The organism is Achromobacter seleniivolatilans (genome assembly GCF_030864005.1).
GTDB classification, from domain to species: Bacteria; Pseudomonadota; Gammaproteobacteria; order Burkholderiales; family Burkholderiaceae_B; genus Achromobacter; species Achromobacter seleniivolatilans.
This window is the reverse complement of record NZ_CP132976.1, coordinates 5,864,347-5,881,725: the sequence shown is the minus strand read 5'-3', so window position 1 is coordinate 5,881,725 and position 17,379 is coordinate 5,864,347. Positions and strand designations below refer to the sequence as shown.

The 17,379-nt window shown below is 62.4% G+C and carries 17 protein-coding genes; 13 read left to right on the top strand and 4 right to left on the bottom strand.

Annotation, left to right across the window (positions count from 1 at the left end):
• Positions 1-154 precede the first annotated feature (154 nt).
• From RAS12_RS26650 to RAS12_RS26620, 7 genes are all read left to right on the top strand, one after another.
• Positions 155-982, top strand: a complete 828-nt coding sequence (locus RAS12_RS26650) for an HAD-IIB family hydrolase (RefSeq protein WP_306943122.1) — start codon at positions 155-157, stop codon at positions 980-982.
• 13 nt (positions 983-995) lie between these two features.
• Positions 996-1,814, top strand: a complete 819-nt coding sequence (locus tag RAS12_RS26645) for an IclR family transcriptional regulator (protein ID WP_306943120.1) — start codon at positions 996-998, stop codon at positions 1,812-1,814.
• 156 nt (positions 1,815-1,970) lie between these two features.
• A complete protein-coding gene (gene phnD / locus RAS12_RS26640) occupies positions 1,971-2,969 on the top strand; it encodes a phosphate/phosphite/phosphonate ABC transporter substrate-binding protein (RefSeq protein ID WP_306943118.1) in 999 nt (332 codons plus the stop codon).
• 6 nt (positions 2,970-2,975) lie between these two features.
• Positions 2,976-3,746 carry a phosphonate ABC transporter ATP-binding protein gene (phnC, locus tag RAS12_RS26635; protein ID WP_306943115.1) on the top strand — a complete coding sequence of 257 codons (771 nt, stop codon included), beginning with the start codon at positions 2,976-2,978 and terminating at the stop codon, positions 3,744-3,746.
• Positions 3,743-4,627: a phosphonate ABC transporter, permease protein PhnE gene (phnE, locus tag RAS12_RS26630; RefSeq protein ID WP_306943113.1), complete on the top strand. Its 885-nt coding sequence runs from the start codon at positions 3,743-3,745 to the stop codon at positions 4,625-4,627. The genes phnC and phnE (RAS12_RS26630) overlap by 4 nt, the downstream gene beginning before the upstream one ends.
• Positions 4,624-5,448 carry a phosphonate ABC transporter, permease protein PhnE gene (gene phnE / locus RAS12_RS26625; protein WP_306943111.1) on the top strand — a complete coding sequence of 275 codons (825 nt, stop codon included), beginning with the start codon at positions 4,624-4,626 and terminating at the stop codon, positions 5,446-5,448. Before phnE (RAS12_RS26630) ends, phnE (RAS12_RS26625) begins: the two co-directional genes overlap by 4 nt.
• A gap of 237 nt (positions 5,449-5,685) precedes the next feature.
• Positions 5,686-7,344, top strand: a complete 1,659-nt coding sequence (locus tag RAS12_RS26620; RefSeq protein WP_306943109.1) for a CYTH and CHAD domain-containing protein — start codon at positions 5,686-5,688, stop codon at positions 7,342-7,344.
• Positions 7,345-7,414: 70 nt separating this feature from the next.
• On the opposite strand, the gene ftsY is transcribed toward RAS12_RS26620, so the two are convergent.
• The gene (gene ftsY, locus RAS12_RS26615) at positions 7,415-8,464 is read right to left on the bottom strand and encodes a signal recognition particle-docking protein FtsY (protein WP_306951631.1); all 1,050 of its coding nucleotides are present in this window, start codon (positions 8,462-8,464) and stop codon (positions 7,415-7,417) included.
• Positions 8,465-8,900: 436 nt separating this feature from the next.
• Here ftsY and rsmD point away from each other — a divergent pair, with 436 nt between their 5' ends.
• The 4 genes from rsmD to RAS12_RS26595 all read left to right on the top strand — a co-directional run bounded on the left by rsmD (position 8,901) and on the right by RAS12_RS26595 (position 11,609).
• Positions 8,901-9,467, top strand: a complete 567-nt coding sequence (gene rsmD / locus RAS12_RS26610) for a 16S rRNA (guanine(966)-N(2))-methyltransferase RsmD (RefSeq protein ID WP_306951629.1) — start codon at positions 8,901-8,903, stop codon at positions 9,465-9,467.
• 58 nt (positions 9,468-9,525) lie between these two features.
• A complete protein-coding gene (gene coaD, locus RAS12_RS26605) occupies positions 9,526-10,029 on the top strand; it encodes a pantetheine-phosphate adenylyltransferase (RefSeq protein WP_006227601.1) in 504 nt (167 codons plus the stop codon).
• Positions 10,030-10,137: 108 nt separating this feature from the next.
• Positions 10,138-10,389, top strand: coding sequence for a YfhL family 4Fe-4S dicluster ferredoxin (locus RAS12_RS26600; RefSeq protein WP_306943107.1), 252 nt, complete (start codon positions 10,138-10,140; stop codon positions 10,387-10,389).
• Positions 10,386-11,609 (top strand): benzoate/H(+) symporter BenE family transporter, encoded by a 1,224-nt coding sequence (locus RAS12_RS26595; RefSeq protein ID WP_306943104.1) that lies wholly within the window; start codon positions 10,386-10,388, stop codon positions 11,607-11,609. Before RAS12_RS26600 ends, RAS12_RS26595 begins: the two co-directional genes overlap by 4 nt.
• A 24-nt stretch (positions 11,610-11,633) precedes the next feature.
• Here RAS12_RS26595 and RAS12_RS26590 read toward each other — a convergent pair whose 3' ends face one another.
• Together RAS12_RS26590 and RAS12_RS26585 are read right to left on the bottom strand one after the other, a co-directional pair.
• Entirely contained in the window at positions 11,634-12,020 is a 387-nt protein-coding gene (locus RAS12_RS26590; protein WP_306943102.1) for an MOSC N-terminal beta barrel domain-containing protein, read from the bottom strand.
• Positions 12,017-14,512: an AsmA family protein gene (locus RAS12_RS26585; RefSeq protein WP_306943100.1), complete on the bottom strand. Its 2,496-nt coding sequence runs from the start codon at positions 14,510-14,512 to the stop codon at positions 12,017-12,019. The genes RAS12_RS26590 and RAS12_RS26585 overlap by 4 nt, the downstream gene beginning before the upstream one ends.
• 474 nt (positions 14,513-14,986) lie before the next feature.
• On the opposite strand from RAS12_RS26585, the gene RAS12_RS26580 reads away from it, so the two are divergent.
• Complete coding sequence (locus RAS12_RS26580) at positions 14,987-16,585, top strand: MDR family MFS transporter (protein WP_306943098.1); 1,599 nt, start codon at positions 14,987-14,989, stop codon at positions 16,583-16,585.
• 3 nt (positions 16,586-16,588) lie between these two features.
• Positions 16,589-17,032, top strand: a complete 444-nt coding sequence (locus RAS12_RS26575) for a MarR family winged helix-turn-helix transcriptional regulator (protein WP_306943096.1) — start codon at positions 16,589-16,591, stop codon at positions 17,030-17,032.
• Here RAS12_RS26575 and RAS12_RS26570 read toward each other — a convergent pair.
• Positions 17,029-17,154, bottom strand: a complete 126-nt coding sequence (locus RAS12_RS26570; protein WP_306943095.1) for a hypothetical protein — start codon at positions 17,152-17,154, stop codon at positions 17,029-17,031. The two genes, RAS12_RS26575 and RAS12_RS26570, sit on opposite strands and share 4 nt — an antisense overlap.
• Positions 17,155-17,379: the final 225 nt, after the last annotated feature.

Below are 17,379 nucleotides of genomic sequence, written 5' to 3'. Positions count from 1 at the left end.
CGCTCCCTCCTGAAGGGGGCCATCCGGTTAAACTTTCGCCCGGAGATCCCCCTATAAAATTACGCCTCCACGCTGCGCCTTCGGCTTGCTGTCCCCCCTGGGAGACACGTTTTGCCTTGGGACGGCCCGGCAGCAAAAATCGAGGAAAAACCCCATGCAAGCCCTTGCGGCCATGCCTTTGACCGTCGCGTCGGCGGTTCGTGTTGTGCTTACCGACATCGACGACACGCTGACTACCGAGGGCCGCTTGCCGGCCGACGCTTACGCCGCGCTGGAGCGTCTGGAACAGGCTGGCATCCAGGTCGTGCCCATCACCGGGCGCCCCGCTGGCTGGTGCGACCATATTGCCCGTATGTGGCCAGTGCGCGCCGTGGTTGGGGAAAACGGCGCGTTCTACTACGCGTATGACCGCAAGGCCCGCCGCATGACCACGCATTACTGGACCGACGCCGCCTCGCGCCTGGCCAGCCGCAAGCAGCTGGACGCCATCCGCGACCGTGTTCTGACCGAAGTGCCCGGCGCTGCCGTGGCCAGCGATCAGGACTACCGGGTGGCCGATCTGGCGATCGACTTCTGTGAAGATGTGCCTGCCCTGCCCGATTCAGCCATCAGCAAGATCGTGCAGATCTTTCATGACGCCGGAGCGCAGGCCAAGGTCAGCTCGATTCACGTGAACGGGTGGTTTGGCGACTACGACAAGCTCACCATGACCCGCACCATGTTCCAGCGCGAATTCGGCGCGGACGTGGCGGGCGCCTTGGACAGCACGCTCTTCATCGGCGATTCGCCCAACGACGAGCCGATGTTCGCGTACTTCCCGATCTCGGTCGGGGTGGCCAACATCCAAGCTCAGTTGCACCGTTTGACGCACCGGCCCGCCTTTGTTGCCGCTTTTCATGGCGGAGCGGGCTTTGTCGAAATGGCCGACCGGCTGCTGGCCGCCCGCGCCGCGCCGCAACCCTCCCAAGCCCAGCCGGCCTGAAGGTCCGCACACCGTGGCCACATCCAAAACCCCCACCGCCTCCGCCGCCAATGATGGCCGCCGCAGCATTCAGTCCATCGAAGTCGGCGTACCGCTGCTGGCCGCCTTGGTCGACGCCGGCAAGCCTCTGACCTTGCGCGATCTGGCCGCAGGCGCCGGCATGACGTCCGCCAAGGCTCACCCTTATTTGGTCAGCTTCATCCGCGTCGGCCTGGTGCAACAGGACGCCATCACCGGCCAGTACGAACTGGGTCCGTTTGCCTTGCAAATGGGTCTGGTCAGTCTGCAACGCCTTGATCCGGTGCGCATCGCCATGCCGGAAATCGCCAAGCTGCAATCCGAAATTGGCCACACGCTGGGCATCGCGGTGCTGGGCTCCCACGGCCCCACCATGATCCACATGACCGAAGCCAGCTATCCGGTGCACGTGAACATGCGCAAGGGCACCGTGATGTCCATGCTGCACACCGCGACCGGCCTCGTATTTGCGGCGTGGCTGCCGCCCAAGGTCAGCGAGCACTACATTGCGCGCGAAGAAGGCGACACCGCGGTGATTGCCAGCGTCCCGCCCCCCCGCAAGGAATCACGCGCCAACATCGAGGCGCAACTGGCTGACATCCGCGTGCACGGCATGGCGCGCGCGCTGGGCAACCCGCTGCCCGGCGTAGACGCGCTGTCGGTACCGGTGTTCGATAACACCGGCAGCATCGTCCTGGGTCTGACCAGCCTGGGTCCCACCGGCTTGTTCGACGTGTCCTGGGACGGCACGATTGCGCGCCCCCTGCTGGCCTGCGCGCAAGAGATTTCGCGCAAGCTGGGCTACCGCAGCTAGCTGCCCTCCGCACTGATCGCAAATAAACGAACATAAAGCGAACAATTCGAACAAAAGGCGAAAAGAAAGGCAGGGACTTTCCCAAGTGTGCATGTCCCCTCTTGTGTGTTTGAATTCAGGAAATATTCAAATTCATCCCATAAGAGGAGACAAACAATGCACGCTTTGCGTCTGTTGCAAGCGGCCGCCGTGGCCGCATTCGCTTTTAGCGGTTCCGCCGCCTTCGCCGCCGACACCTGCGCCAACCGGGGTGATCTGGACCAAATGTATTGCGACGCGAACAACGACCTGGTGGCCGATCCCCCCACCGACGCGTCCAAGCTCAAGACTCCGTCCACGCTGGTGTTCACCTACACCCCCGTCGAAGACCCCGCAGTCTACGAAGACATCTTCAAGCCGTTCACCAAGCACCTGTCCGAATGCACGGGCAAGCGCGTCGTGTTCTATCAAGTGCAAAGCAACGCCGCCGAAATCGAGGCCATGCGCTCGGGCCGCTTGCACGTAGGCGGTTTCTCGACAGGCCCGACTGCGTTCGCCGTGAACATCGCTGGCGCCGTGCCGTTTGCCGTCAAGGGATATGCCGACGGATTTCAGGGCTACAACCTGATCGTCATCGTCAAGAAAGACAGCCCCTATCAAAAGCTGACCGACTTGAAGGGCAAGAAGCTGGCGCACACTGCGCCCTCGTCCAACTCCGGCCACATGGCGCCCGTCGCACTGTTCCCCAAGGAAGGCCTGACGCCCGACAAGGACTACAAGGTGGTCTTCTCCGGCAAGCACGACCAGTCCGTCATGGGCGTGAACTCCGGCGATTACGACGCGGCAGCCGTTGCATCCGACGTCTTCAAACGCATGGTTGAACGCGGCCAGGTCAAGGAAGCCGATTTCCGCGTGATCTACAAGAGCGAGAAATTCCCCACCTCGTCATTCGCGTACGCGCATGACCTGGAACCGAAATTCCGCGACCAGATGCTGAAGTGCTTCTACGACTACCGCTTCCCCGCAGAAATGTCGAAAGCCTTCGACGGAGCCGACCGCTTCTATCCGGTGACCTACCAGAAAGACTGGGCCATCGTCCGCCAAGTTGCGGAATCGGGTGGTGAAAGCTTCAACCGCGCCGCTTACGACCGCGAATCCGCTAAGAGCAAGAAGTAAATCAGCATGACGACGTCGCTACGCATTTCCGGCCTGGTCAAAGAATACCGGGCCGGCCGGCCGGTCTTGAACGGCATTGACCTTGAAATCGCAGGCCAGGGCCTGACGGCCATCATTGGCCCTTCCGGCACCGGCAAAAGCACGCTTCTGCGCTGCATCAACCGGCTGATCGAACCCACCCAGGGCGAGATCGTGCTGCAATCCAAGGATGGCGCCGTGGACCTGGCCCGCGTGCGTGGCGCGGCGCTGCGCCGTGCGCGCAGGCGCATCGGCATGGTGTTTCAGGAATACAACCTGGTTGAACGCCTGACCGTGATGGAAAACCTGCTGACAGGCCGGCTGGGCTATACGTCCGCCATCAAGGCATGGATGCGCCGCTTCGATCCCGAAGACATCGAGCACGCCTACAAGCTGCTGGATACGGTCGGCCTGGCGGGTTTTGCAGACCAGCGCGCTGATGCCTTGTCGGGCGGCCAGCGTCAACGCGTGGGTATCGCCCGCGCACTGATGCAACGCCCGCAACTGCTGCTGGCAGATGAACCCACGTCGTCGCTGGACCCCAAGACGTCGGTCGAAATCATGGAACTGCTGTCCGCCCAGGGCAACGCCACCGGCATCCCAGTCGTCGTGAATATCCACGACGTCGAACTGGCCCGCCGTTACGCCACCCGCATCGTCGGCATGTCCGGCGGGCATGTGGTCTATGACGGCAATGGCCAGGGGCTGGACGCCACCATGCTCAAGACGATCTACGGAGGCGAGTCTTGGCTGGAATGACGCAACCCCGGGGCAACCGCCCCTTTGCAATGTCCGGGCGCGCCAAGGCGGGCTTGGTGCTGCTGGTGGTCTATACGATTTATGCCGCAGCCCAACTGGATTTCAGCTGGGCGCGCTTTGAAACCGGCATGGGACACGCCTCCACATTTCTGGCGCGCATGTTCCCGCCCAATTTCGAAAAGCCCGCCACCCTGTGGAAGGGCATCGCGGAAAGCCTGGAAATTGCGGCATTGGCTTCAGTGCTGGGCATTCTGCTTGCCCTGCCCATCGGCCTGCTGGGTGCGCGCAACATGATGCCCGCCTGGGTGTCCTGGCCCGCGCGCTCGCTTGTCGCGCTGTGCCGCGCCTTGCACCCGGTCATCGTCGCCATCCTGTTCGTGAAGGCCGTGGGCTTTGGCGCGCTGGCTGGCATTCTGGCGCTGACCGTGGCGTCCATCGGCTTCATCGGCAAGCTTTTCACGGAAGCCATTGAAGAGATTTCGCTCAAGCAGGTGGAAGCCGTGCGCGCGACCGGCGCGTCGTTTGCCAACGTCATCATCTTTGGCGTGCTGCCGCAGGTATTTGCGCGCTTTATCGGCTTTGCGACCTACCAATTCGACTCCAACCTGCGTAATTCCACCATGGTGGGCATCGTGGGCGCGGGCGGCGTGGGCGGAACGCTCTTCTCGGCCTTCCAGCGCTTTGACTACGACTTTGTCAGCGCCATTTTGCTGACCCTGATCGCCATCATCATGCTGGGCGAAATCATCGCGAGCTTCGTGCGCGCCGTGTTCCTGGACAACCTGGGCTTTGACCGTATCCTGCAAGGCCGATTCGCTGGCGCGCGCGGTATCAGCGCGGGCAAACCGAAGGTGGCACGCAAGGCGGAGGTGGACGAATGAACGCCCATACCTCCACTCTGAACCCCGCGGGATCGCCGCGAGTCTGGCAGCGCTACAGCATGGGCCAGCGGCTGCTGCGCTTTGCGCTGTACCTGCTGGTCGTCGCAGCCATCGTCCAAGCGATTCGTGGCGTCGAGGTCATACCGGAGTTCCTGTATGACGCCCCCGAGCAAATGGCCGACCTGTTCCGCCGCATGTGGCCGATCGATTGGGCCTATTACCCGGGTGGCGTACACAATGCGCTGATCGAGACGCTGCACATCGCCACGCTCGGCACCATTTTGTCGGTGTTCATGGCCGTGCCGGTGGGTCTGCTGGCGGCCAACAACCTGACGCCCAGCAAGACCATCAACATGCTGGCCAGGCTGATCCTGGTGTCCAGCCGTTCGGTCAATTCGCTGGTGTGGGCGCTGCTGTTCATCGCCATCTTCGGGCCTGGGGCGCTGGCGGGCACGCTGGCTATCGCGTTCCGCTCGATTGGCTTTGTAGGCAAGTTGGTGGGCGAGGCCATCGAGGAAGCCCAGCGCGGCCCGATCGAAGCCGTGACCGCCACAGGGGCCAGCAAAGCTTCCGTGCTCTGGTATGCCTACTGGCCGCAGATCCGCCCGGCGTTCTGGTCCATTGTGCTGCTGCGGTGGGACATCAACGTGCGCGAGTCTGCGGTGCTGGGCCTGGTCGGCGCAGGCGGTATCGGCATGGCGCTGGACACCGCGCTGAACCTGTTCCAGTGGGATCGCGTTGCGCTGGTGCTGGCCGCCATCTTTGTGGTCGTCGTGTTGGCCGAAATCATCATTACCCAGGCGCGCAAACGCATTCTCTGAAGCACGTCCCTGTTTTACGCTGTTCGGTTTTCCCCTGACCAGCGCTCCTTGGCGCCGCCCCGAAAAGGGCGGCGCTTTTTTCTGCAAGCGCCGCCTGCATTGCCGCCTGGGCATGGGGCCACTTGTTCATCAACGGGGATCGCGTCTATGCTCAATGTGAACAAAATATGACCCGTCATCAAATCGCACCCCTTGGTTGATTAAGATCTCGGCTTTTGCCGTTGGACACCCATTGCCATGTCGGAACAGGAATTGAAACTGCACGTGCCGACGGCTTCGCGCCAGGCTGTGCTGCGCGAGATCAAGCAACGCGAAGCCACGCGCATCCGTTTGCATGCCATGTATTTCGATACGCCCGAACGCGAACTTGCGCGGGCGCGCATTGCCATCCGCTTACGTCAGGAAGGCTCCGACTGGGTGCAGACCCTGAAGATGCCTGGCATCAACGCCATCACCCGCATTGAACTGAACCACCCCCGCCCCGGCCCCGTACTGGATCTGTCCGTATATGCCGGCACCGAAGTGGAAGCCGCGTTGTCCGCCATCAAGGGCGAACTGGGCCTGCGCTATGAAACGGACGTACTGCGCCTGCTGCGCAAAGTCCGCACTCGGTTCGGCACCGTGGAACTGGCCTACGACACCGGCATTTTGCGTGCGGGAGCGCTAGAGCTGCCAATCTCGGAACTGGAGTTCGAATTGGTTTCGGGGCGCCCCGCTGCTATCTTCGCCACTGCTCGCGGCTGGCAGCAACGCCACAGCCTGGTGCTGGACCCGCGCAGCAAGTCCGAACGCGGCGATGCCCTTGCCCAGCTGGCGCAGCGGCTGGCCGATGTGGACGCCGTTGCCGGCGACGATCTGGAAGCCCGCCGCGCCCAAGCCATTGCCCAATTCTGGGCGCCGCGCAGCGCGGCTGGCGTCAAGCTGCGTGATGACATGACACCCGCGCAAGCGATGGGCCGTATCGCTGCGGAATGCCTGGATCAGATCGCACGCAATGCCTCGGTCCTGGCCGAGGTCGATACCGAAGGGGTGTACCGCGCGGGCAATTCCGAACACGTGCATCAGTTGCGTGTGGGCATACGCCGCTTGCGTTCCGCCTGGAAACTCTTTGACGGCTGGATCGCACCCGTGCCGGACGCCATGCTGCAAGGCGTGCGCGCGCATTTCGCCGCATTCGGCGCCAACCGCGATCAAGACGTGTTGAACGAAACCGTGGCGCCCGCGCTGATTCGCGCGGGTATGCCCGTCATCCCGATGGAAGCCGAGCCGCCCGAACAGGACGCACAAGCCATTGCAGGCGGCAAAGCCTTCCAGGCCTGGCTTTTGGAACTCCTGGAATGGAGCCTGGACGTGCCGTCCGCGCTGCCCTCAAATGACGGGCAGGCGATCGCCAACGGCATGCCCAGCGACGCCGCACCTGAACCCGCTATCCGGCTGGAAGGCGGCGTGGCTGGCCCGAGCATTAAACCCACCATCATTCCGATGCTGGCGCCCGAACCCGACCCGCAACACTTGCACAAGCTGATCGCCCGGCGCCTGCATCGCTGGCACAGCAAAGTGGCTGACCAGGGCACGCAATTCGCAACGCTGGACATCCCCACGCGCCACGAACTGCGCAAACGAGGCAAGCGCCTGCGCTACTGCCTGGCCTTCGCAGAGTCATTGTTGCCCTCGGCCAAACTGCGCAGCTATCGCAAACTGCTGTCCAAGGTGCAGGACGTGCTAGGCGAGATCAATGACCTGGCTGTCGCCCGCGACTATTACGAGTCGTGTACGGCCACGCATCCGCAAGCCTGGTTCGCACTGGGCTGGATCAGCGCACGCTTGGAAGAGCTAGCCGTAGAGGCGCAAAAAGCGTTCGACGACCTGGCGCGCAGCAAGCCGTTCTGGCGGTAAGGCCTTACGCAGATGAAAAAACGGGATAGCGCTCACGCGCCATCCCGTTTTTTTTTGCCCCGCAAAGGGTTTAATCGGACAGCAAAGCCGCCGCGAACTCGTCGGCGACGAAAGGCTGCAAGTCTTCCAGACTTTCGCCAACGCCAATCCAATACACCGGAATCGGACGCACGCCCTGGCTGCCCGCAGCAACGGCGGCCAAAGTGCCGCCCTTGGCCGTGCCGTCCAGCTTGGTCACGACCAGCCCTGTCAGCGTGATCGCCGCATCGAATGCGCGGATCTGCGCCAACGCGTTCTGACCCGTGTTGCCGTCCACCACCAGCAGCACTTCGTGCGGGGCGGACGCGTCCGCCTTGCCGATGACGCGGCGGATCTTTTTCAGTTCTTCCATCAGGTGCAACTGCGTGGGCAAGCGGCCCGCCGTGTCCACCATCACCACGCCCATGCCGCGCGCGCGGCCTGCGTTGACAGCATCAAACGCAACGGCGGCCGGATCACCGCCATCCTGCGAAATCACGCTGACGTTATTCCGGCTGCCCCATTCCACAAGCTGCTCGCGGGCGGCCGCGCGGAAGGTATCGCCAGCGGCCAGCAATACACTTGCCCCCTGGCGTTGGAAAGTGTGGGCCAGCTTGCCAATCGATGTCGTCTTGCCTGCGCCGTTCACGCCTGCAATCATGACAACCAGCGGCTTGGCGCTCGTCAGATTGAACGCGCGTTCCAGCGGGCGCAGGTGGTCGGCCAGCAACTGGCGCAAGGCCGTCTTGACCAGCGCGGGGTCTTCGATGCGCTCTTTTTTGACCCGGGCACGCAGTGCGGTCAGGAGCTTCTCGGTGGCTTCCAGACCCGCATCGGCCATAATGAGCGCCGATTCGAGTTCCTCGAACAGGTTTTCGTCGACCTTGACGCCGATGAAGATGCCGCCAATGCTTTGACCGGTGCGCGACAAACCCTGCTTCAAGCGGGACAGCCAGGACGCCTTTTTGGGCGCTTCGGCGACGGGGGCCGGGACTGGAGCCGTGACAGGCGTCTGCACAACCGCAGGTGCGGATGCTGTGGCCGGTACAGGCGCTGAAACCGGAGCTGTAGCGGGTGCTGGGACCGGTGCTGGCGCTGGAATTGGAGCCGGATCGGGTACGGCGGCCGAAACAGGCGCTGCAATCGGAGCTGTAGCGGGTGCTGAGATCGGAGCCTGCGGAACGACCGGCGCAGCAGTTCGCGTCGGAATGGGCGCAGCAGCCTCAACCGGCGCTGGCGTCGAAATCGGTGCTGCAACCGGAGCAGGCGCTGAAGCTGGTTCGATCACTGGCGCGGCGACGGCCGCAGACGCCGGCGTCACCGCTGGCGGCGCAACCGGAGCAGGCGTGGAAATCGGCGCTGCAACCGGTGCAACGGCCTCTGGACGAAGCACAGGCGCAGGCGGAGCCGCAACCGGAACGACCGGCGCGGCAACGGATTCGGCAGGCGCCACAACGGCGTCTACGACCTCTGGCGGCGGCGCGGGCTGGGCCGGGGCGGCGGGCGGAGGAGTTTTTTTCTTGAAGAAGCGGCTAAACATGGGTAACAAGTATATTCGTATCGTCGGGGGCCAATACAGGCGCACTCCCATCGTCGTACCCGACGTGGAGACGCTGCGCCCCACGCCCGACCGGGTCCGCGAGACACTGTTCAACTGGTTGCATCACTTGTGGGCCGGCGAATTCTCCGACAAACAGGTGCTGGATCTTTTTGCCGGCAGCGGCGCCCTGGGCTTCGAGGCGGCCTCGCGCGGCGTGGCGCATGTGCAAATGGTAGAGCGGGACAAGACCGCCGCGTCCGCCCTGCGGACACTGCGCGATAAGCTTAAAGCCGACATGATACGCATCCATGTGGGCGACGCCATGCAGGTCGCGGAACGCATGGATGCGTCCCGATTTGATCTGATCATGCTTGATCCGCCCTTCGGACAAGGCTGGCTGCCGCGCCTGTGGCCGATCCTGCCAGGCATTCTGAGCGAGCATGGGCTAGTCTACGTTGAGGCGGAAGCCCCCCTCGAAGCGCCCGAAGGTTTCCAGATCTTGCGGCAAGATAAGGCAGGCGCGGTCCACTACCATCTGCTGGAATTTGCTGCATTGCGGAAATAGATCAATAATCCGAGCTTCGGAGGATGGTGTACACCACAAATAACGGTATGGAGCTCGCATGATCATCGCTGTATATCCCGGCACTTTCGACCCGCTGACCAGGGGTCACGAAGACCTGGTCCGCCGTGCAGCCACGCTTTTCGACAAAGTCGTGGTGGGGATCGCCCTAAGCCGCAACAAGAAGCCCTTCTTCAGCATCGACGAACGCGTGGAAATCGCGCGCGAGGTGTTGGGACACTATCCCAACGTGGAAGTGCAAAGCTTTGGCGGCCTGCTGAAAGACTTTGTGCGCGACCAAGGCGGCCGAGTCATCGTGCGCGGCTTGCGCGCCGTGTCCGACTTTGAATACGAATTCCAGATGGCCGGCATGAACCGCCATCTGCTGCCCGACGTCGAAACCTTGTTCATGACGCCGTCGGACCAATACCAGTTCATCTCGGGCACCATCGTGCGCGAAATCGCCCAGTTGGGCGGCGACGTCAGCAAGTTCGTGTTCCCGTCGGTTGAACGCTGGTTGCAAGAAAAAGCCAAGGAACGGCGCGAACAGTCCTGGCCGGGCTGAACGTCCGGCGCTGCTCCATCCCCTGAAGGGCGCGATATCGCGCCCTTCTTGCGCTTTCCGGCCCGGCAGTACAATGGCAGCGCCCCAGGCTCTACACCGCTGCCCATCATGGCTCTGACCATCACCGAAGAATGCATCAATTGCGACGTTTGCGAGCCTCAGTGCCCGAACGACGCAATTTCCATGGGTGAGGACTACTACGTCATCGATCCCGACAAATGCACCGAGTGCGTCGGGCACCACGACGAGCCGCAATGCAAGGTGGTCTGTCCGGTCGAGTGCATAGAACTGCACCCGCAATGGAACGAAGGCCAAGAGCAGCTCATGGCCAAATACCGCCGCCTGACCGGTGCTGCATGAGCGACACCACGCAAGCTGGCATCCACATCCCCTCAGGTACCCACCACGCCCGCCGCGACATTTCCGCGTCGGCGATCGCGGCTGGTCTGGTTGCGGTGCTTGTCAGCTTTGGCGGAACCGCCGTGCTGATGGTGCAGGCCGGGCACGCAGCGGGCCTGGATGCGGCGCGCATCGGCTCCTGGATCGGCTCCCTCAGCCTGGCGTTCGGTTTTGGCGGCGCGTTCTACAGCCTGCGTACGGGCCTGCCGATTGTCATGGCCTGGTCAACGCCCGGCGCGGCACTGCTGGTGACCGCATTGGTCGGCGTCCCCTTCAACGAAGCGATTGGCGCTTACGTGCTGGCAGCCGCCCTGACCTTGATCTGCGGGCTATTCGGCTGGATAGATCCCATCTTGCGACGAATCCCGGGCGAAATCGCCGCCGCCATGCTGGCTGGCGTGCTGCTCAACTTCGGCATGGGCATTTTCAGCAATATCGGCAAGCAGCCTGTGCTGGTCCTGGTGATGTGCGCCACCTATCTGCTGTGCCGGCGCTGGGCGCCGCGCTACGCCGTGCTGGTGGTGATGGTGGTTGCCATCGGTTTGGCGTTTGCGCTGGACCTGATCCAGCTCAACCTGCTCAACTGGCAGCTCACGGAATTCGTCTGGACCACGCCAGTCTTTAGCGCGCAGGCGGCGGTAAGCCTGGGTATTCCGCTGTTCGTTGTCGCCATGGCATCGCAAAACCTGCCTGGCCTGGCGATTCTGCAAGCGGCAGGCTATCGCCCCCCCGCGTCGCGCGTCGTGGCAGCCACCGGCCTGTTAGGACTGCTGGCTGCGCCTTTCGGCGCGCACAGCGTGACCATGGGCGCCATCAGCGCCGCCATCTGCACCGGTCCCGAGGCTCATCCCGACCCCAGCAAACGCTATATCGCGGCAGCCACCTACGGACTGGGGTACGTGGGCCTGAGCGTCGTGGCAGGCGCCGTGGCGGTCTTCTTCCAGGCTTTGCCAGCCGCCCTGCTTGCCGCTCTGGCCGGCCTGGCGCTGCTGGGCACGATCATGGGCGGCATGGCCGCTGCGATGGTCAACCCGCAGCGGCGCGAAGCCGCGCTCATCACCTTGCTGGCAACGGCATCGGGCTTCAGTTTCTGGGGAATTGGATCGGCCTTCTGGGGCCTGGCGGCGGGCCTGCTGGCTCACACCGCGTTTGAATACAAGCGAGCCCGCAGCGTCGCTTAACCCTGCGGCCTGAACCTTGCAGGATCAGGCAGGCCAGACGGCCACGGGGGTATCGGGATGCACCTTCATGATCCGGCAAGGCACCTGGACGAAGTTGGAAATCCAGGCTGCGGCCAATTCGCCTTCATCGACCACATCGATGGTCTCAGCACCGACCTTCATGCTGTAGCGCACGCTGTCGTCATCTTCGATGACGTCCAGCGGGATATCCATACGCAGCATGCCCGGCGCTTTCAACACAAGATATCCCAAGCGCAACTCCACCGACACGTCGGCCAGCTTGGGACACAGCTCGCGATTGAGCCACTGGCCCGAATCATTGGCGATCAGCCATTGGCGGTGATAGGCGGCAGCAGATGCCTGTGGCGTGACGCCGCATTCAGCGATGGGCTGAAAGGATTCGGTGCTCATTTGCCCAGCAATCCCTTCAACGCCTTATCCACGGCGGCGCCATTTTTGCCCTTGCCAACCACGGCCTCGCGCAGCTTGTTTTCCAGGCTGCGCTTGAGTATGCCGCCAATCGCGTCCTTCCAGAGCACCGTATATGTGGGCTTGTCGAACGGCCCCTTTACATGCACGGGGATCGTCACATCTTTCAGGTCGATCAATTCCTTGCCTTCGGGGTCAGCAGCAGGATTGACGACACGCGCACGCGCCACCAGATCCAGCTCGCTCTTGACGAAGTCAATGGTGGCAGGATCGCCTTGCGTCACACGCAGCAGTGCCGACACCACATTCAGGCGCTTCACAGAGGCCACACCCTTGGCAAAGGCCAGGTCCGCATCCATCTCGGAGAACTCCGTTTGCTTGGCCGTATCGGCCGCAACGGTCTCGTCCTGCGATTCCGGCTTGAAAGCCGCCTTCAGCTCGCGCAGCGTTTGGGTCAGGTTAATGCCCTTGACCGCGCCATCGCGCAAGCGCAATTGCAGCGTGCCGCCCAGCCCGCTCTTCATGGCATAGACATTGGCGCCCGCGGTCTTGAGATCCAGCGCCAGACTGCCCGTGCCGCTCAGTACGTTCTGATGCGCCAGATCCATCAGCAGCGGTTCAATCGTGATGCCTGCCAACGACATCTTGGTGGCCAGTTGGTTGCCCTGCGCCGCATCCACCGACAAAGCGCCCGCCAGCTTGCCGCCGTACAGACCGGCGGTCAGGCTGGAGATTTCCAGCTTGCCCTTATCCAGCTTGACGACCGCGGCCACATCGTCGGCCTTCAGGCCGCGCACGACCAGTTTGCCAACCTTCAGCGTACCGTTGACGCTAGGGCCAACCAGCGCAGACAGATTGATCGAATCATCCGCAGGCGCCGCCGGCGCAGGTTGCGCGGGCTTGTTCTCGTCCTTTTTGCCGTCGGCAGGCGCCTTGGGCGCAGCAGCCGCCACCGGCGGCACCAGCTTATCCAGATCCAGCGTGTCTACCGCCAGTGCAAAACTCACGAGCGGCGCATCGGACAGCTTGGTGATGTCGGCGCTCAGGTCGAACTTGCCGCCTTCGAGCACGGCGTTGATCTTGCTGGTGGCACGATCTTTCAGCAAATCCACGGCCAGACTGCCGATCACGGGAATTTGCAGGCTGCCCTTGGGCAGGCCGGGGTCGGTGATATTCACATCACCGCGCAAAGCAGACAGGCCGCCACTGCGTTGCAGCAGGTTCAACGTCAAAGGCGACGCAAAGTTCAGCTTGACCACGCGCTCGCCGTTCTTGGAGGTGCTATCTAGCTTGGCTTCCCGGATGTCCAGCTCGCCGGCGTTGCCGCTAATGCCGTTCAGGCCAAAACTGGCATCCAGGCCACTGATACGCACGCGTCCGGTAAGGGCTTCGCCCGTGGCCGAAGCCGGCGAAATATTCAGCGCAGGCGCATCAACTGCCAGCTCAAACGGGCCGTCCGCCGAGCCGCCCTTGGCGCGCACCGCAAGCTTTTCAATCTGCAATTGGCTCTTGTGCGGATCAATCGACAGCTTGGGCATGGCCACGCTGGCTTCCACATTGGTTGCACGCGCAGCAGGATCGGTGATGTCGCCCTGGAAGACGACTTCCAGGCCAGCCACGTCCAATGCCGACTTCTGGCCGTTGAACGCCAGGTTGCCGCGCATGGCGAGGCTCTTGGCTTCAGCGCCGGGCAGCTTTCCGTCCATGCGCAAATCCAGCTTCTGAGCCGCATACCGCTTGGCGGACGGGTCCAGAGTCAACAGGGCTTGCCCCGTCAAATTGGCATCAACACGCGGATCGCCGCCTTCGACACGCGCCGTCAGACGAACATCAAATGGTTGATTGAAAGTGACTCGGCCAGTGTTCGCGTTGATCTTAGTAACCGCAACGGCCATACCCGTAATGGCATCCTGCAACTGCACTTCGCCATCCTTCAGGTCCAGGCCCGCGATGTCGATCTGCATATTGTTGCGCGACGCCGGCAGGTTGCCACTGGTAATGGCCTGAGCCGCGGTCTGGGCCGCGCCCACCAGCGCTTCGGCGGGATTGGAGGGTGCAGCGGTGTTCGCCTCAGTGCCTCCCACCAGATTGCTGAAATTGAACTGCCCGTCCTTGTTGCGGACGACGCGGGCCTTGAAACCACTGATGGCCACGTGGTCCACGACGAAGCTGTTGGACAGCAACGGCCACACGGCTACCGCAAGGCGAGTGCTTTCAATGGACGCGAAGGTATCCGTGCTATTGGGCTCGGACAGGGACACGCCCTGCACCGACAAGCCGATGCGCGGAAAGAGCGAGAGCTCGATCTCGCCGTCGATCGTAAGGGTGCGGTGATAGCGTTCCTGCACAAGCTCTTCCAGCTTGTACTTGTACGCGTTGGGGTCGAACGTCAGCAAGAAGATGGCCAGGCCAACGACGGCCACGACAACCAACACCACCAGGCCTATCAAAATGCGCTTGAACCACGTTTTCATTGCCGCCCCGTCGGTACCTCGACTGGAAATCCTTGAATGCCACCCACCGCGCCAAGCGCGGGGGAGGTGCTTTTCCGGCTGAAAAATCATCCGGTAATGATGCTGTCTGCCTTTAAGGGCGAGTCCTGTCTCCGGCCGAGCTTGGGGCTGCGGCGCCATGACAAAAAGGAACACCTTGAGGAAAGGCCTGCTGAAGACGCAAGTATGACCTGCGTGCAGATTTCGCTATCGTAACAAATCGGGCCGGGTTCGCGATGCCATGTCAGGGAAAGACACAAAAAGCTGTCTCGCCGCACAGGTTTTTTGCACGTATTGACTACAGAAATGCGCAAATTCATCTTTGCTTGGCGCGTGACAAAAACCGCTCGCTTTGTCCCCGGCCATGCCTGCACCCGTCTGCAAAGCTGACGGCTTTCTGTCTGGCGGATTGTAGGACTAGAATAATTGATCTATCAATCATTGATGCATCCAACAATGTCCGCCCCCGCCCCCAGCACCCCTCACTCGCCCGGCCAGATGCTTCCCTTCCGGCAAACGCTGCTCGCCATGCTGGGCATGTGTTTCGTCATGATGATGGTCGCGATCGACCAGACGGTGGTGGGGACCGCCTTGCCCACCATCGTGGCCGAATTGAAGGGCTTCGAGCTGTACGCATGGGTCGCCACGTCCTACCTGCTGACGTCCGTCATCACCGTGCCGATCTTCGGGCGCCTGGGCGACTACTACGGCCGCAAGCCTTTCGTCGTGGCGGCAATCATCCTGTTTACGCTGGCATCGGTGCTTTGCGGCGCGGCCAACAGCATGTTCACGCTGGTCCTGGCGCGCGCGCTGCAAGGCATAGGCGGCGGCATGCTGGTGGGCACGGCGTTCGCCTCCATTCCCGACTTGTTCCCCGATCCCCACGTGCGCCTGCGCTGGCAGGTCATGCTGAGTTCCGCCTTCGGCATCGCCAACGCGGTCGGCCCGACGCTGGGCGGCGCACTGACCGAGCACTACGGCTGGCGTTCGGTGTTCTATGTGAACCTGCCGATCGGCATACTGGGGCTGTGGTTTGTCTCGCGCTATCTACCCCACCTGCGCAACCATACCGCTGGCAAGGTCCGGCTGGACTGGCAAGGCGCGCTGCTGATTGCGCTGGCGCTGGGCAGCCTGCAACTGCTGGTGGAACTGCTGCCCAAGGAAGGCGTGAGCAGCATGATCATTCTGCTGGGCGCAGGCAGCGTTGCCGCCTTCGCCCTGCTGTACTGGTGGGAGAAACGCTGCCCGCACCCCCTGCTTCCGCTGGATATGTTCCGCAACCGCGGTCTGGCGACACTGTTCACGCTGGCCCTGCTGGTGGGCGTGACCATGTATTCGCTGCTGTTCTACGCGCCGCTGCTGTTGCAAGGCGGCTTCGGCTTGTCGCCACAAGACGCCGGCATGCTGATCACCCCTTTGGTTGTCTTCATTACCGTGGGCAGCATCATCAATGGCCGCATCATCACGCGCATCCGCAATCCCAACCGCATGCTGTACGCGGGCTTTCTGCTGATGGCGCTGTCCTGTCTGGGCATTGTCACCACGCACAGCTACACCTCGCACACGCTGATCGCCTTCTACATGATGATGGCGGGCCTGGGCATGGGGTTCATCATGCCCAACCTGACCGTGTTCGCGCAGCAGACAGCGGGCCGTACGCACCTGGGCATCGCGACGGCGCTACTTCAGTCGCTGCGAATGATCGGAGGCATGTTGGGCACGGCAGTGGTGGGCACCATGGTCAGCCATAGCTATTTCAACGGCGTCGAATCCACGCTGCGCGGCGCTTCGGCACAATGGCTGCCGGAACTCAACGATCCGCAGATGTTGGTCAACCCGGCGGCGCAAACGCAGTTCCTGGCACAATTGGCGCATCAAGGCCAGGACGGAACGTCGTTGATAGAGATTGCACGGGTCGCGTTGGTAGGCGCCATTCATGAAGGGCAGCTTATCGCTCTGGCCGTCGCCATCTTCGCGCTATGGTGCGTGCGGCGTGTACCCCTGGTGCAATTGGCCCGGGCTCCGAAACCAGAGCCCGCCAGCGTCGGAGAGTAGCTTTTGCCCAAACAACAACAAGGTCTGCAAGTCATCCAGCACATGGGGCAGACCTACCGCGTCATGCAAAGCGCGTTCAGCAGCAAAGTGGGCCACGCCCTGCCCCGCTGGCGCATCCTGCTGGCTTTGCATGAATGCGGCCAATGCTCGCAAAAGCATCTGGCGGAACGTTGCCGGCTGGACCCCGCGTCGCTGACGCGTCAATTGCAGGCAATGCAAAAACTGGGATGGATTGCACGCGCGGTGGACGCGCAAGACAACCGCCTGACCAACGCCACCCTGACACCCGCCGGCCAGGCCGTCGTGAACCAGGCCTTGCCCAAACGTGCGGCGTTCTTCGAAGAGTCGCTAAAGGGATTGTCAGGCGCCGATATCGATACGCTGAATCGCGTCCTGAGCGTGCTGGAAGAGAATTTCCTGACCGCGGCGGGCGGCAAGAGCGCCTAGTGTGCCGCTGCGCGATCCTGTTCGCACAATCCGAAGTGCGGACCGGTCCAGGAGGTGGACACCAGAAGCAGCGCGCACAGCGTCAAGCTCACGCACACAATGCGGACTGCCCAGGCTTTCATATCTCTCTGATCACTTGTTGATGACATCAATTGCCCATCGTTGCCCGGACTTGCGCAGTCCGCAGGCGATTCGCGACGGAAGCGCACCACTATAGAGATCTGATTGACACTAGTCAGTAGGAAATTTCTGAATTCGCGCTCGGTATCGATGAGTGGTCAGCCCGAAGCGATGTCTTGGTCGCCCAAGCGTTGGGGAACAGGCAATCCCTGAAGATAAAAAAAGCT

What these genes read in the sequence shown, in the direction of transcription:
- RAS12_RS26585 (WP_306943100.1), bottom strand. Translation starts at nt 14,512, where the DNA reads ATGAAAACGTGGTTCAAGCGCATTTTGATAGGCCTGGTGGTGTTGGTT.
- coaD (WP_006227601.1), top strand. Translation starts at nt 9,526, where the DNA reads ATGATCATCGCTGTATATCCCGGCACTTTCGACCCGCTGACCAGGGGT.
- phnD (WP_306943118.1), top strand. Translation starts at nt 1,971, where the DNA reads ATGCACGCTTTGCGTCTGTTGCAAGCGGCCGCCGTGGCCGCATTCGCT.
- RAS12_RS26595 (WP_306943104.1), top strand. Translation starts at nt 10,386, where the DNA reads ATGAGCGACACCACGCAAGCTGGCATCCACATCCCCTCAGGTACCCAC.
- phnE (WP_306943111.1), top strand. Translation starts at nt 4,624, where the DNA reads ATGAACGCCCATACCTCCACTCTGAACCCCGCGGGATCGCCGCGAGTC.
- RAS12_RS26650 (WP_306943122.1), top strand. Translation starts at nt 155, where the DNA reads ATGCAAGCCCTTGCGGCCATGCCTTTGACCGTCGCGTCGGCGGTTCGT.
- phnC (WP_306943115.1), top strand. Translation starts at nt 2,976, where the DNA reads ATGACGACGTCGCTACGCATTTCCGGCCTGGTCAAAGAATACCGGGCC.
- RAS12_RS26580 (WP_306943098.1), top strand. Translation starts at nt 14,987, where the DNA reads ATGTCCGCCCCCGCCCCCAGCACCCCTCACTCGCCCGGCCAGATGCTT.
- RAS12_RS26600 (WP_306943107.1), top strand. Translation starts at nt 10,138, where the DNA reads ATGGCTCTGACCATCACCGAAGAATGCATCAATTGCGACGTTTGCGAG.
- rsmD (WP_306951629.1), top strand. Translation starts at nt 8,901, where the DNA reads ATGGGTAACAAGTATATTCGTATCGTCGGGGGCCAATACAGGCGCACT.
- phnE (WP_306943113.1), top strand. Translation starts at nt 3,743, where the DNA reads ATGACGCAACCCCGGGGCAACCGCCCCTTTGCAATGTCCGGGCGCGCC.
- RAS12_RS26620 (WP_306943109.1), top strand. Translation starts at nt 5,686, where the DNA reads ATGTCGGAACAGGAATTGAAACTGCACGTGCCGACGGCTTCGCGCCAG.
- RAS12_RS26570 (WP_306943095.1), bottom strand. Translation starts at nt 17,154, where the DNA reads ATGAAAGCCTGGGCAGTCCGCATTGTGTGCGTGAGCTTGACGCTGTGC.
- RAS12_RS26590 (WP_306943102.1), bottom strand. Translation starts at nt 12,020, where the DNA reads ATGAGCACCGAATCCTTTCAGCCCATCGCTGAATGCGGCGTCACGCCA.